Below are 14464 nucleotides of genomic sequence, written 5' to 3'. Positions count from 1 at the left end.
GAACAAGCGAGGGATACTCATGAAGCACACGCAATTTGCACGCCTGCGCGGCAGCTCGGCTTTGTCCGCGCTGGTGCTGGCAGGTACGCTGTTCGCCGCGCCTGCGTTCGCGCAGGACGCATCGACGCCGGGGCAGACCCAGGTCGACGCGCAGACCGATGATGCGCAGGACTCGGGCGACATCGTCGTCACCGGCACGCTGTTCCGCCGTACCGACACGGAGACCGCGTCGCCGGTGACCGTGGTCACCAGCGAGACGCTCAGCCGCGCCGGCACCACCACGATCGCCGATGCGATTCGTCAGGTCTCGGCCGATAGCGCCGGCTCGATCCCGACCGGCTTCCAGGGCGGCTTCTCGGCAGGCGGTTCGGCAGTGTCGCTGCGCGGCCTCGGCGTGTCGTCGACCCTCGTCCTCATCGACGGCCTCCGTTCGGCGGCTTTCCCGCTGAACGACGACGGCCACAATTCCTACACCGACCTCAATTCGATTCCGTTCAGCATCGTCGATCGCGTCGAAGTCCTGAAAGACGGCGCCTCGTCGACCTACGGTGCCGAGGCGATCGGCGGCGTGGTCAACGTCATCCTCAAGAAGCAGTTCACCGGCGTCGCCGGTACCGTCGAGGGCGGCGTCGCCGAGGGCGGCTATGGCGCGCGTTATCGCGGCAACCTGACCGCGGGCTTCGGCGACTATGAAGCCACCGGCTGGAACCTCTACGTCAACGGCGAATATCAGCAGGACCGCCGCATCTCGGTGCAGGATGTCGGCTTTCCGTTCAACACGACCGACCTGAGCTCGATCGGCCTGATCGACAACAACACCGCCGACAGCGCGCTGTCGACCCCCACGATCAACGCCGTGGTTCGCCGCACCACTCAGAGCGATCTCAACAATCCGTTCACCGGCGGCGTTGCTGCATCGGGCCTCTACACCACGCTCAATCTCTCGAACTGCCCGGGCAACACTTACACCGTCGCCGGTGCGTCCGGCGGCGTCGGCTGCCGGCACGACAACACCTATGAGTTCAGCCAGGTTCAGCCGTTCCAGGAGCGCTTCTCGGTCAACGGCCGCCTCAGCATTCGTCTGACCGACGACATCGAAGCCTATGTGCTCGGCAGCTATTCGCACAGCCAGGTCAATATCAAGGGCACCCCGCCGGGGATCCGTCAGCGCCAGCCTTATGGCGCCCCGCCGTCGGCCGCGTCGAACAATCCGGGCATCGTGCTGCCTTATTATGTCTGTGCTGCGGGCGTGAACTGCATCACCGCCGCTGACCGCCGCCTGAACCCGAACAACCCCTATGCGACCGTCAACGGCGCCGACGCCGCAACCGCGGCGGCTAACGCGGCACGCATCTACTATCTGTTCGGCGACATCCGCACGGGCACCGAGCGTGGCAACGAAGTCATTCGCGGCGCGATCGGCTTCAACGGCTCGTTCGGCGAGAAGACCCACTGGAGGGTCGAGGCTGTCGGCGCGCGTGACAATCTGGAGCTCAACGCGTTCGGTGTGATCAACATCGCAGGCCTCAAGCAGGCGGTGAACACCGGCGCGTACAATTTCATCAACCCGTCGGCTAACACCGACGCGGTGCGTCAGATGGTCGCTCCGAACATCACCAACCGGGCAACCACGTCGCTCGCATCGCTCGATGCATCGATCACGCACGAGTTTTTCGAGCTTCCCGGCGGTCCGCTCCAGGTCGCTGTCGGCGGCCAGATCCGTCGTGAGACGCTCGACAATCCGGGCCTGAATCCGAACCGCGAGAATTATGCCAACACGGCGGCCGCTTTCGGCGCGCACACCGTGACTGCGGGCTATTTCGAAATCAGCGCGCCGGTCCTGCCGATCCTCGAGCTGAGCGGCTCGGGCCGGTACGACCATTATTCGGAAGGCTTCTCGCGCTTCTCGCCGAAGGTCGGCGCGAAGTTCACGCCGATCCGTGAAGTGGCGATCCGCGGCACCTATTCGCAGGGCTTCCGCGCTCCGACCTTCGCGGAAAGCAATCCGCGCTCGAGCTTCCCGGGTTTCGTGACCTTCACACCGCCCGCGAGCTTCCAGATCGCGCACGGCGGTCTGATCAGCGGTGGCAACACCAACCCCTATGCGCAGTCGTACAGCGTCGGCGGCGGTTTCTCGGGTAACCCGAACCTCAAGCCGGAGACCTCGCGCGCCTTCACCGGCGGCATCGTTGTCGAGCCGACCCGTGGCGTCAGCATCACGGTCGACTATTACAACATCAAGAAGAACGACGTGATCGTTGCCGGCCCGGATGCCGGTGCGGCACGCGCGGCCTACTTCGCCGGTCAGCCGCTTCCGGCAGGCTATACGGTGGGCGCCGTCGACGCGATCGACCCGCTCTTCCCGAACGCCCTGCCGCGCGTGCTGGTCATCAACGGCCCGTATGTGAACGCCGGTTACTTCAAGACCGAGGGCCTCGACTTCTCGGCTTCGCTCGATCTGCCGATCACGGACGGCGTGCGGTTCGTCAGCCGTCTCGACGTCAACAAGATCCTGAAGTTCGACGTCGATTTCGGCGATGGCACGACGCGCCCGTATGTCGGTACGCTTGGGCCGTACGAGCTGTCGTCGGGTGCCGGTACGCCGGAATGGCGCGGCAACTGGCAGAACACGCTCGAACTCGGCGACTTCTCGATCAGCGCGACGACCTATTACGTCTCGCGGATCAAGGCGGTTGCCGCCGACGAAGTCGAGCCTGATGCCAATGGCGATCTCGACCTGTCGTGCGACCAGAACCTGTACGGGACCGGCGAAGATGCGTGCTACATCAAGCGCTTCATCTATGCCGACCTGAACATGACGTATAAGGTGAACGACAACTTCACGTTCTACATGAACGTGGGCAACTTCACCAATGAGCGCGCGCCGATCGCACCGGCGTCTTACTCGGGCGTGAACTACCTGCCGACCTGGCATTTCCCGGGCGTTATCGGCCGCACCTTCCGTGCGGGCGCTTCGTTCAAGTTCTAACGACTGAACGACGCAACAAAATGGGGCGGCTCCGCGAGGAGCCGCCCCTTCTTTTTGCCCGGCGATCGCGCCTCAGCCCACGCTGAGTTTCAGCGCCCCGTCCCCCTCGTCGATCGTGACCGTAGCCCCGTCCTTGACGTCGCCGCGCAGGATCAGGTCCGCGAGCGGGTCCTGCAGATAGCGCTGCACTGCGCGTTTCAGCGGACGCGCGCCATAGACCGGATCATAGCCGACCCGCCCGAGCCAGGCGCGCGCGGCATCGGTGAGCTCGATCTTGATCTTCCGATCCGCGAGCAATTTGCTCACCCGGCCCACCTGGATATCGACGATCGGCGCCATGTGATCCGCCGCCAGCCGATGGAACAGGATGATCTCGTCGAGCCGGTTGAGGAATTCGGGCCGGAAATGCGCGCGCACGATTTCCATCACCTGCGGCTCGACATCCTCGACCTTCTGTCCGTCGGCGAGGTTGGTGAGGAACTGGCTCCCGAGGTTCGAGGTCAGGATCACGATCGTGTTCGAGAAGTCGACAGTGCGGCCCTGGCCGTCGGTCAGCCGGCCGTCGTCGAGAACCTGGAGCAGGACGTTGAACACGTCGCCATGCGCCTTCTCGACTTCGTCGAACAGCACGACCTGATAGGGCCGCCGGCGAACCGCCTCGGTCAGCACGCCGCCTTCCTCGTAACCGACATAGCCGGGAGGGGCGCCGAGCAGCCGCGCGACCGAATGCTTCTCCATGAACTCGCTCATGTCGATCCGCACCATCGCGTTGGAATCGTCGAACAGGAATTCGGCGAGCGCCTTGGTCAGCTCGGTCTTGCCGACCCCGGTGGGCCCGAGGAACAGGAACGAGCCGAGCGGGCGGTTGGGATCCTGCAGCCCGGCGCGCGAGCGCCGCACCGCGGTCGATACCGCTTTCACGGCATCGGCCTGGCCGATCACGCGCTTGCCGAGCTGTTCCTCCATGTTGAGCAGCTTCTCGCGCTCGCCCTCCAGCATCCGCTCCATCGGGATGCCGGTCCACCGCGCGACCACCGCGGCGATGTCGTCGGCGGTCACTTCCTCGCGCAGCATCGCGCCCTTGGTTGTCGCCTGCGCTTCCTCGAGCTGTTTGGTCAGCGTCGGGATGGTGCCGTAGGAAAGCTCGGCCATCTTCGCGAGATCGCCGGCACGCTGCGCCTGCTCGAGCTCGCCGCGCGCGGCGTCGAGCTGCTCCTTGATCCGCGATTCGGAATGGATCTTATCCTTCTCGGCCTGCCAGCGCGTCGTCAGCTCGGCCGATTGCTGCTCGAGATTGGCGAGTTCGGCCTCGAGCGTCGCGAGCCGGTCCTTCGACGCGGCATCGGTCTCTTTCTTGAGCGCCTCGCGCTCGATCTTGAGCTGGATGATCCGCCGGTCGAGATTCTCGATCTCCTCGGGCTTGCTCTCCACTTCCATTCGGATGCGACTGGCGGCCTCGTCCATCAGGTCGATCGCCTTGTCGGGCAGGAAGCGGTCAGTGATGTAGCGGTTGGAGAGCGTCGCGGCGCTGACGATCGCGCCGTCGGTGATCCGCACGCCGTGGTGCAGCTCGTATTTCTCCTTCAATCCGCGCAGGATCGAGATCGTGTCCTCGACCGTCGGCTCGCCGACGAACACCGGTTGGAAGCGCCGCTGGAGCGCGGGGTCCTTCTCGACATATTTGCGATATTCGTCGAGCGTGGTCGCGCCGATGCAATGGAGCTCGCCGCGGGCGAGCGCGGGCTTGAGCAGATTGCCCGCATCCATCGCGCCTTCGGTCTTACCCGCGCCGATCAGTTGGTGCATCTCGTCGATGAACAGGATGATGTCGCCTTCGCCGGCCTTGACCTCGTCGAGCACGCCCTTCAGCCGCTCCTCGAACTCGCCGCGATATTTGGCGCCGGCGATCAGGCTGCCCATGTCGAGCGACATCAGCGTGCGATCCTTGAGATTGTCGGGCACGTCGCCGTTCGCGATGCGCAGCGCGAGGCCTTCGGCGATCGCGGTCTTGCCGACGCCGGGCTCGCCGATGAGGACGGGATTGTTCTTGGTGCGCCGCGCGAGGATCTGGATCGTGCGGCGGATCTCCTCGTCGCGGCCGATCACCGGATCGAGCTTGCCGTCGCGCGCCGCCTGGGTGAGGTCGCGTGCGAATTTCTTGAGCGCGTCATAGCGATCCTCGGCGCCCGCGGTGTCGGCGGTGCGTCCACCGCGAAGCTTGTCGATTGCGGCGTTGAGGTTCTGCGGCGTGACGCCGGCGGCGGCGAGTGCCTTGCCCGCGGTGGTGGTGCCGGCCAGCGCCAGTGCGAGCAGCAGCCGCTCGACGGTGACGAAGCTGTCGCCGGCCTTGGCTGCGACCTGCTCCGCCTGGTCGAGCACGCGCACCGCGTCATTGTCGAGCCCCGGCGTCTGTTGCGCGCCGCCGCCCGACACGGCGGGAACCTTGGCCAGCGCCGCATCGGTTTCGGCAAGCGCGCGTTTGGCGTCGCCGCCCGCCGCGCCGATCAGCCCGGTCGCCATGCCCTGCTCGTCCTCGAGCAGCGCCTTGAGCAGATGCTCGGGCGAGATGCGCTGGTGATTCATCCGGATCGCAACGGTCTGCGCCGATTGGAGGAACCCCTTGGCGCGGTCGGTGAATTTTTCGAGGTTCATGCTGGCCCCTATTGGTTACGGAGCCGATGTAGTGTTGCCATTGTGCAACACAAGAGCGATTGGGGCCCTCAGAGGTTTGATTTTCGCTTGCCCTCTTTCTTGAGCTTGCCCACCTCGTTGAGCATGATCAGCCTGGTTTCCCAGGCCTTCTGGAACTTGGCGCTGTTCGGGGGAACCGCGGTGATCTCGGGCGCCTTGGGGAAGCCGTCGGTCCGGCTGCGGATGATCGTGGCGGTCAGCTGCTCAATGTCCGGTCCCGGGACGAACGGATAGCGCGCGGCGATGTGCATCGCGAGCTGGGTGCGATCGTCGGTTATGAAGTCGGCGACGGAGGCGATATTAGGCCGGACATAATCGAGCTGCGCTTCGATCTGGCTGCGCGACGGCGTCAGCTGGTCGTTGAGCAGCACGTTCGGGGGCAGCGAATCGATGACTGGCCTCATCGTGGGAGGCTTCTGATCGGGGTGCCGGAAGCCGGCCGCGCCAATCAGCTTGAGCGAGCCGCCGCTCTTCGACCGGTGTTCCATTCCCAACACGGTGTCCTGCTGCTTGACCTGTCCGCTCTTCACGTCGGGGTTTTCCCGGCTCGTCGGACTGAGAAAGCGAAGATTTTGGTCGATGACCGGCGTCATCTTGCTCCGCAGCGACTCGAAGATTTGCAGTGCCGATCCGTCCTGGCCATGGGCATAGACGTAGAGGTCGCCCGATACCGTTCCAACGGTCCGCTCACCAAGGACGAGTCCGATGTCGACCTGCGTGCCCTTGAGCGAGACAGCGCCTGCATCGGCGAAATGAACTGCCTCGAAACGCGCCGTCTCGGCGAAATAGTCGACCACGCCCTTGAGAAGCACGTGCTCCTGCCCGGCATATAGCTGCTCCAGATGCCGCCTGATCTCGGCGACCTTTTGCTTGCTGTCCACCGAAGCGGCGCGGCCGCCGGTTGCCGAGAATTGCGCCGAACGATCCATCGCATATTTGGCCGCATAGTTGAAAAAGCCTTCGAGGAAGCGCGGTCCGCCGGCCCCTACCAGCCAGGTCACGCGGAAGCCCTTTTGCAGCGCGGTGAACGCGACATCGATTCCGCCATTGCCGCCGGACAGGACCATATGGATCGCGGCGCGCGCTTCGCGCCCGGGAACGGCCTGGCCTTCGGGTGCCAGCATAAGCTTGGCGGCGCTTCCGGCGCTCCCACCGCTCCCGCTGGCGCCGTAGATGCGGTCGGCGACTCGCGTGAACACGTCCATGTTCATTACCCGCTTGGCGATCGCGCTGTTTTGCTGCGGATTTTCCGCAACGTCGCTCGGCTTGGCTGCGATCGCACTGGCGTCGACCTTGGGCGGGCGATGCTCGCCGCTGCCCATGCCGCCGACAATGTTGCGCGCGCGCACCCGTCCGCCGGTGGTGCTGACCAGATAGGTGCCGTCGGACATTTCTTCGACGCGCAGCACCTTCTCGCGGATCAGCGGCAGCCCGGATCGCTGGATCACCGTCGCCACCAATTGCGCGAATTTGCCGCGTTCGGTCCAAACGCTGTCGGTCTTCTGGCCGAGAAACTCGAGCATCGGCGTGATCATGCTTTCGGGGTGCGCCACCACACCCGGCCCACGCTTGCCCCCCCACGGATCGGCGAGACCGATGATGATCGATGCGCTCGGTGAATATTGGCCGCGCCCGGCGGCGAGATAATAAGCTATGCTCGCACCCGCGCCGAGGAACACGGTCTCGAAGGCCTTGCTCGAACCGCCGCTGGTCTGCGGTTTGGACGAAGCGCTCGCGGTCTGGCCACCGCTGCTCCCATTTGCGCCCTTGCCGCCCTGGACAGGCTGCGGCGCCTTGCCGAGGCTCAGCAACTCGTAAGTCAGGAATGCCGCGCCCTGCTCGCTATCCAGATCGAACGTGTCGTGCCGGCCCTCGTCATGCATCAGCCGGAAGAGCAGCCTGGGAAGCTCGGGAATCGCGGCGAGGTCTGGGAGCTTGCCCTCAAGCTTCCTTTCGGTCTCGATGAGCCGGACCAGGATCGCGTGCATGCCCTTCACGCCGGGAGGCACTGCCGCTTGGTCGAGCAGGAAGACCGGCTGGCGCTGAATGGGCATGCGGGCCTGAATCGCGGCATCCGGCGTCGGCGCGGGGCCGGACGCCTGCGCCGACGCGGCGCGCGCACCCATCGCATCGGCCTCGCGCTCCAGTCCGGCCTCGTCGTTGAGCGGCTGGCCCAATGCTTGCCCGGTCGCACGAACCCGGCCTTGCTTCTGCTGGACGACATGCGCCACTTCGTGCGCCAAATGCCGCTCCTGGCCCGGGCCGAGATGGACCTGATTGCCTTGCGCATAAGCCAGCGCCGCGAAGCGCGCGGGCTCGGCCGAATTGCGATGTACCGTCACGTCGTCTAGCGACACGCCCGACATGCCCTCCATCCCGCGCTTAAGGCCGTCAGGGATTCCGGTACGGTTCGCGCGGCCGGCGTTGAGCTGAATCGCCTGCGCGCGCATCGCCTGTAGCGGACCTCTGCCCTGGAGCGGATGCGTGGCAAGCGATGCGGCGACCCGTGGCGTCGTCACGGTCCGCTTCGCGCGAGGCTGCTCGCAATGGCCGGGCATCGGGAGTCCTCCACCCGCGGGCGGCGGGCGGGCGCGAGGATGCCGCGTTCGCGGCGGCAAGCAGAGCTATATCCGATCCGTTATGGAGCGGTCTGCGCCGGCCGCTGTGCCCGAGGCGCGCCCTTGGCGAAACGGTCGCCATAACGATTGCCTTCGTACCAGCGCGGCGCCTCGGGCAGGTCGGCCACTTCGCGGGCGATCAGATAGTTGAGCCGCGCGAACTTGGCGCCCGCTTCCCAGTTGAACGGCAGATCGGCCTGATCGGAGGGCTGGTGATAGTTCTTCGCAAGGAAGCTCCGGAAGGCCTTCTCGCCGCCGTTCTTGAATCCGGTCATCAGAAAGATCGAGGGCACGCCGACCTTGACGAAGCTGTAGTGATCGGAGCGCTCGAAGAAATCCTCTTCGGGCATCGGGTCGGGGGAGACAGAGACGCCCATGCTGGCGCCCGCACGCGCGACGACTTCGCCCATCGTCGAATTCTCGCCGCCGAACGCGATCACATCTTTGAAGTCGTAGAGCAGGATCGGCATGTCGAGATTGACGTCCGCCACCACCTTGCCTTTCCCGACCACCGGGTTGCGCGCGAGATAATCGGATCCGAGCAGCCCGCTCTCCTCGCCCGCCAGCGCGACGAACAGGATCGATCGCTTTGGCCGCTGCTTGCTCCCCGCGAAGGCGCGCGCGGTCTCGAGCATGGTCGCGACACCTGAGGCATTGTCCATCGCGCCATTGTAGATCTTGTCGCCGGCGCGCGACGGATCGGTTCCGACATGGTCGAGATGCGCGCTCAGCACGACATATTCGTTCCTGAGTACCGGATCGGAGCCGGGCAGGATTCCGATGACATTGGGCGCCTTGTAGATACGCTTGCGCGGCGGGTTGCCCCTCGTGATCGGAAGTTTGGCAAGCTGGAACCAGCCCGCGTCGGTCCGGGCCTGGACCAGTCCGAGCGCGGCGAAGCGCTCGGCGACATAGACGGCGGCGGTCAGATAGCCCTTCGACAGCGTGTAGCGGCCCCCCAGCGCGTCGTCGGCGAGGAACTCCACATGCTTGCGCACTTCGCTCGCGCTGAACGTCGGTTCGTCTGGTGCCGCCTGGGCGTGCGCGGCCATTGGCGCGAAGGCGAGCGAAAGCCCGACGAGGAGCATCGAAACGCGCATGGGAAGTCTCTCGGAAAAGGCGCCAATCGGTTGAGGCTAATCAAAAAACGGCTGACTACAAGCGACTACGGATTCGGTTGCAGCGGTTACTGTCTGCGCTATGTTCGGCGCAGCCTCATCCTTTCCGGGAAGTCCAGCTCACATGAAATCGTTCCTGATGTACTGCAGTGCAGCCACGGTTGCGCTCGCTACCGCCTCGATCCCCGCCGCCGCGCAGCAGGTCACCGCGAGCGCCACCGCCGCCAGGCCGGTGCCCGTGGCCGAGCTGGTGAAGCGCGTCGATATTCCCTATGAGGAATTCACGCTCAAGAACGGCCTCCGTGTCATCGTCCATACCGATCGCAAGGCGCCGATCGTTGCGGTCTCGACCTGGTACGATGTCGGTTCGAAGCACGAACCGCAGGGCAAGACCGGCTTCGCGCATCTATTCGAGCATCTGATGTTCAACGGCTCCGAGAACGCCCCGGGCGATTTCTTCGAACCGCTGAAGCAGGTCGGCGCAACCGACTTCAACGGCACCACGTCGTTCGACCGCACCAATTATTTCGAGACCGTCCCACGCCCGGCGCTCGATCGAGCGCTTTTCCTCGAGAGCGATCGCATGGGCTATCTGCTCGGCGCGATCACGCAGGACGTGCTCGATGAGCAGCGCGGCGTGGTCCAGAACGAGAAGAGGCAGGGGGACAACCAGCCTTACGGTCTCGTTTATTACAAATTGCTCGAGGAGCTGCTGGCGGGTAACGCCTATGGCCATAACGTGATCGGATCGATGGCCGATCTCGACGCCGCCAGCCTCGACGACGTCAAGAACTGGTTCCGCTCGCATTACGGGCCGAACAACGCGGTGCTCGTGATCGCAGGCGATGTCGACGCGAAGGAAGCGCGCCCGCTGGTCGAGAAGTATTTCGGCGCGATTCCCGCCGGGCCGAAGAGCGTTCTTCCCAAGGTCGAAGTGCCGACGCTGGCCCAGTCGAAGACCGTGACCATGAAGGATCGCGTCGCGGCGACGATGGTGCTGCGCACCTGGGCGGTGCCGGGGATGAACGATCCCGATGCGGTCGCGCTCGACGTGTTCGGCGACGTGCTCGGCGGGCTCGCCAGCTCGCGGCTCGACAATGCGCTGGTGCGCCAGGAAAAGGCGGCGGTGCAGGTCTCGGCCGGCGTCCAGTCGATGGCGCAGCTCGGTATCTTCCAGGTCCAGGCGATCGTGAAGCCCGGCGTCGACGCCAATCTGGTGGCGAAGCGGCTCGACGAGATCGTCGCCGATCTGATCAAGAACGGTCCTACCGCGGATGAAGTCCAGCGTGTCGCCACCACGACGGTATCGGGTCGCATCTCGGGGCTCGAATCGGTCGGTGGCTTCGGCGGCAAGGCAGTCGCGCTGGCTTCGGGTGAACTCTATTCGGACGATCCCGCTTTCTACAAGAAACAGCTCGCCGAAACCGCGAAAGTCACGCCAGCGCAGGTGCAGGCCGCGGGCAAGAAGTGGCTCAGCCGTCCGTCGCTGACGATCATGGTCGAGCCCGGCCAGCGCGAAGCCTATCAGGAAGCGCAGGCGGTGCCCGCCGCTACCAAGCCCGCCGAGGGTCCGAAGGCCGAAGCGGTCAAGGGCACGCGCGGCGCGCTTCCGGGCGTGTCGCCGATCGGCGATCTCGACTTCCCCGACGTCACCCGCACCAAACTCTCCAACGGCATGGAAATAGTCTACGCCAATCGCACCGCCGTTCCCGTCACCCAGGTGGTGATGAGCTTCGACGCAGGCGTTGCGGCGGATCCCGCCGCCAAGCTGGGCACGCAGACCCTCGTATTGTCGCTGCTCGACGAAGGAACCACCAGCCTCGATTCGACTGCGATCGCCGAGGCGCGCGAGCGACTGGGCGCGAGCATCAGCACCGGCAGCTCGGCCGATCGCACGTATCTCGGCGTGACGGCGCCCAGCCCGAATCTGGGCGGCGCACTCGACCTGTTCGCCGATGTCGTGCGCAACCCCGCATTCGCGCCCCAGGAGATCGAGCGGATCCGCGCAACGCAGCTCACCGGAATCGCGCAAGAACTCACCAGCCCGCAAGGGCTCGCCAGCCGTGCGCTGCCGCCGTTGCTCTATGGCGCCGGCAATCCTTATGTGAAGCTCGCCGCCGGATCGGGCGATCCGGCCGCGGTCAAGTCCCTGACCCGCGACGACCTGCTCGCATTCTACCGTGCGTGGATCCGCCCGGACAAGGCCAAGGTCTTCGTCGTCAGCGATCGCCCGCTCGCCGAGGTCAAGGCTGCGCTCGAGGCGCGTTTCGGCAACTGGAAGGGCGAGGGCGCGGCAGGCGTCAAGGCGTTCACCGTCGCGCCGACCCAGGCTGCTCCCAAGATTCTGCTGGTCGATCGCCCCGATTCGCCGCAGTCGCTGATCCTCGCCGCACAGATGACCCCGCTCGATCCCGCGAGCGAGCTGCTCGTTCCCGTCACGGCCAATCAGGTGCTCGGCTCGGGCTTCCTCTCGCGCATCAACATGGAGCTGCGCGAGAACAAGCATTGGTCCTATGGCGCGCGGGGCGGGTACGACTGGCTCGAAAAGGCAGTGCCCTACACGATCAGCGCCCCCGTCCAGGCCGACAAGACCGGCGAATCGATCAAGGCGATCCAGCAGCAGGTCGGCGACTTCCTGGCCACTAAGGGCGTCACCGACGCCGAGCTGACCCGCGAAGTCAACGGTACCACGCGGGAGCTCGCCGGCCGATTCGAAACCTCCGGCGCGGTGCTCTCGGCGATGCAGCAGAACGACCTGCGGCACCGTCCGGACAATTTCTACGACACCGTCACGCAAAAATATCGGGCGATGACCGTCGCGCAACTTGACGCTGCGGCACGCGCGGCTTTGGACCCGAAGAAGTTCGTCTGGGTGGTCGTGGGCGACGCCGCGAAGGTCAAGCCGCAGCTTGACAGCCTCGGCCTGCCTGTCGAGGTGGTTCCCGCAGTATCGGTGGCAGGTTCGGCCGCGACCGCCGCATCGAAATAACTTCCGCGATCAGGAGAGACGCAATGGCGAATGTCGATGGCAGCTGGAACACGGTGACCAAATCGCCGATGGGCGATCAGCAGGCGGTGCTCACCGTGCAGAGCGCGGGCGACAGCTTCACCGGCAATTTCTCGGGCGGGCTCGGCACCACCGACATCAAGGACGGCAAGGTCGACGGCGACACGCTGACCTTCTCGCTCGACATCACCGTGCCGATGCCGATGACGCTCACCGTCGATGCGACCGTCGACGGCGACAACCTCAACGGCACCGTCACTGCGGGTGCGTTCGGCAGCTTCCCGATCACCGGCACGCGCGGCTGAGGTTGCACTTCTGGTGAGGTAAAAGGGTTCGCTCCCGAAAGGAAGCGAACCCTTTTCTGTTTAATCCTCCTCCTAGCGGGGAGGATCAGGTGCGCTTCACTCGTGTCACATGGCCCATCTTGCGGCCCGGCCGGATATTCGCTTTGCCGTAGAGGTGCAGATGCGCGCCCGACTCGGCGAGCAGTTCCGCCCAGCGATGTGCCTCGTCGCCGATGAGGTTCTCCATCTCGACATGGCTGCCGGTCAGTGCGGTTGATCCCAACGGCAGCCCGCAGATTGCGCGGATATGGTTTTCGAATTGCGAGGTTTCGGCGCCCTCGATCGTCCAATGTCCCGAATTGTGCACTCGCGGCGCCATCTCGTTGAACACCGGTCCGTCGTCGGTCGCGAAGAATTCGAGGGTGAGCACGCCGACATGGCCGAGCGCTTCCGCGACGCGTCCGGCGAGCGTGGCGGCTTCGGTCCAATGCCGTGCGATCTCGGCAGGGGCGGGGAGCGAGGAACGGGCGAGGATCCCGTCCTTGTGCTCGTTCCACGGGGGAGGATAGCTGGTAAGCGCGCCGTCCGCGCCGCGCACGGTGATGATCGAGAATTCGTGGCTGAAGGCGACGAAGCCTTCGAGGATCGCCGGCCGCTCGCCGATCTCGGCCCACGCCGCCTCCGCTTCGGCGGCGTCGCGGATGCGCACCTGGCCCTTGCCGTCATAGCCGAGCCGCAGCGTCTTGAGGATCGCCGGCGCGCCGATCTGGTCGATCGCAGCCTTGAGCTCTTCGAGCGTAGAGACCGGTGCCCAGGACGCCGTCCGTCCGCCCAGAGCGCCGACGAACGCCTTCTCGCGTGCACGGTCCTGCGCGATCGACAGGCTCTGCGGGCCGGGCCGTACCGGAACCTTACCCGACAGATATTCGACCGGGCCGATCGCGATATTCTCGAACTCGTAAGTCACGACGTCGGTCTGCCCGGCGACTTCGTCGAGCACGATGCGGCTGTGATAATCGGCGCGGGTGTAGCTCGATGCGGTCTGAGCGGCGACGCTCTCGGCATCCGGCGCGAGGACGTGCGTGCGATAGCCGAGCTGCGCCGCGGCGACCGCGAGCATCCGCCCGAGCTGGCCGCCGCCCAAAATGCCGATGATCGATCCGGGAGGGAGCGCAGTCATTCGGGGTCGGTCGCCACGCCGTCAGTCTGCGCCGTGCGCCATGCCTTGAGCCGCCCGGCGAGCGCGTCGTCCGAGGTCGCGAGGATCGCCGCGGCCAGCAGGCCCGCATTGATCGCGCCGGGCTTGCCGATCGCCAGCGTGCCGACGGGGACGCCGCCGGGCATCTGGACGATCGAATAGAGGCTGTCGACGCCCTTGAGCGCCTTTGACTCGACCGGCACGCCGAGCACGGGCAAGTGCGTCATCGATGCCGCCATGCCGGGGAGATGCGCCGCGCCGCCCGCGCCCGCGATCACCACCTTTAGCCCGCGGTCCGCGGCGCTGGTGGCGTAATCGTAAAGCCGCTGCGGCGTGCGATGCGCCGAGACCACCTTGGTCTCGTGCGGCACACCCAGTTCGTCGAGCACGCGCGCGGCATGGCGCATCGTCTCCCAATCGGAAGTGCTGCCCATGATGATGCCGACTTTAGGTGCGTCCGACATGCTTGCCCCGTCTTCAGGAAGCGTGGGTTGTTAGTGGGGAGGAGCGGGGAGGGCAACACACTTAAGCCCCTCCCCTTCAGGGGAGGGGTTGGGGG

General features: G+C 65.5%; 8 protein-coding genes. 3 read left to right on the top strand and 5 right to left on the bottom strand.

Annotated features, from left to right (window positions below; translation table 11 throughout):
- The first annotated feature begins 19 nt into the window (after window positions 1–19).
- On the top strand, window positions 20–2989 hold the full coding sequence (locus BR78_RS0111740; protein ID WP_025587599.1) for a TonB-dependent receptor plug domain-containing protein: 2970 nt from the start codon (window positions 20–22) through the stop codon (window positions 2987–2989).
- A gap of 72 nt (window positions 2990–3061) precedes the next feature.
- Here the strand turns inward: BR78_RS0111740 and clpB are convergent, their stop codons facing one another.
- The 3 genes from clpB to BR78_RS0111725 form a co-directional block, all read right to left on the bottom strand.
- On the bottom strand, window positions 3062–5641 hold the full coding sequence (gene clpB / locus BR78_RS0111735; RefSeq protein ID WP_025587598.1) for an ATP-dependent chaperone ClpB: 2580 nt from the start codon (window positions 5639–5641) through the stop codon (window positions 3062–3064).
- A gap of 68 nt (window positions 5642–5709) precedes the next feature.
- On the bottom strand, window positions 5710–8199 hold the full coding sequence (locus tag BR78_RS21985; RefSeq protein ID WP_197021366.1) for an eCIS core domain-containing protein: 2490 nt from the start codon (window positions 8197–8199) through the stop codon (window positions 5710–5712).
- Window positions 8200–8318: 119 nt separating this feature from the next.
- Window positions 8319–9398 carry a M28 family metallopeptidase gene (locus BR78_RS0111725; RefSeq protein ID WP_025587595.1) on the bottom strand — a complete coding sequence of 360 codons (1080 nt, stop codon included), beginning with the start codon at window positions 9396–9398 and terminating at the stop codon, window positions 8319–8321.
- A 142-nt stretch (window positions 9399–9540) separates the two neighbouring features.
- Between BR78_RS0111725 and BR78_RS0111720 the strand changes: the two genes are divergently transcribed.
- Window positions 9541–12405 carry a M16 family metallopeptidase gene (locus BR78_RS0111720; protein WP_025587593.1) on the top strand — a complete coding sequence of 955 codons (2865 nt, stop codon included), beginning with the start codon at window positions 9541–9543 and terminating at the stop codon, window positions 12403–12405.
- 23 nt (window positions 12406–12428) lie between these two features.
- The gene (locus tag BR78_RS0111715) at window positions 12429–12728 is read left to right on the top strand and encodes a hypothetical protein (protein WP_029936533.1); all 300 of its coding nucleotides are present in this window, start codon (window positions 12429–12431) and stop codon (window positions 12726–12728) included.
- Window positions 12729–12813: 85 nt separating this feature from the next.
- On the opposite strand, the gene BR78_RS0111710 is transcribed toward BR78_RS0111715, so the two are convergent.
- Entirely contained in the window at window positions 12814–13887 is a 1074-nt protein-coding gene (locus BR78_RS0111710; RefSeq protein WP_025587484.1) for a 5-(carboxyamino)imidazole ribonucleotide synthase, read from the bottom strand.
- Window positions 13884–14369 carry a 5-(carboxyamino)imidazole ribonucleotide mutase gene (purE, locus tag BR78_RS0111705; RefSeq protein ID WP_025587486.1) on the bottom strand — a complete coding sequence of 162 codons (486 nt, stop codon included), beginning with the start codon at window positions 14367–14369 and terminating at the stop codon, window positions 13884–13886. The genes BR78_RS0111710 and purE overlap by 4 nt, the downstream gene beginning before the upstream one ends.
- Window positions 14370–14464: the final 95 nt, after the last annotated feature.

This window comes from Sphingomonas sp. UNC305MFCol5.2, from assembly GCF_000712135.1.
GTDB lineage: Bacteria > Pseudomonadota > Alphaproteobacteria > Sphingomonadales > Sphingomonadaceae > Sphingomonas.
The sequence above is the reverse complement of the archived record's forward strand: the minus strand, read 5'-3'. Positions and strand labels throughout refer to the sequence as shown.

Coding starts and splice junctions, on each gene's coding strand:
- BR78_RS0111740 (WP_025587599.1), top strand. CDS start 20: ATGAAGCACACGCAATTTGCACGCCTGCGCGGCAGCTCGGCTTTGTCC.
- clpB (WP_025587598.1), bottom strand. CDS start 5,641: ATGAACCTCGAAAAATTCACCGACCGCGCCAAGGGGTTCCTCCAATCG.
- BR78_RS0111725 (WP_025587595.1), bottom strand. CDS start 9,398: ATGCGCGTTTCGATGCTCCTCGTCGGGCTTTCGCTCGCCTTCGCGCCA.
- BR78_RS0111720 (WP_025587593.1), top strand. CDS start 9,541: ATGAAATCGTTCCTGATGTACTGCAGTGCAGCCACGGTTGCGCTCGCT.
- BR78_RS0111715 (WP_029936533.1), top strand. CDS start 12,429: ATGGCGAATGTCGATGGCAGCTGGAACACGGTGACCAAATCGCCGATG.
- BR78_RS0111710 (WP_025587484.1), bottom strand. CDS start 13,887: ATGACTGCGCTCCCTCCCGGATCGATCATCGGCATTTTGGGCGGCGGC.
- purE (WP_025587486.1), bottom strand. CDS start 14,369: ATGTCGGACGCACCTAAAGTCGGCATCATCATGGGCAGCACTTCCGAT.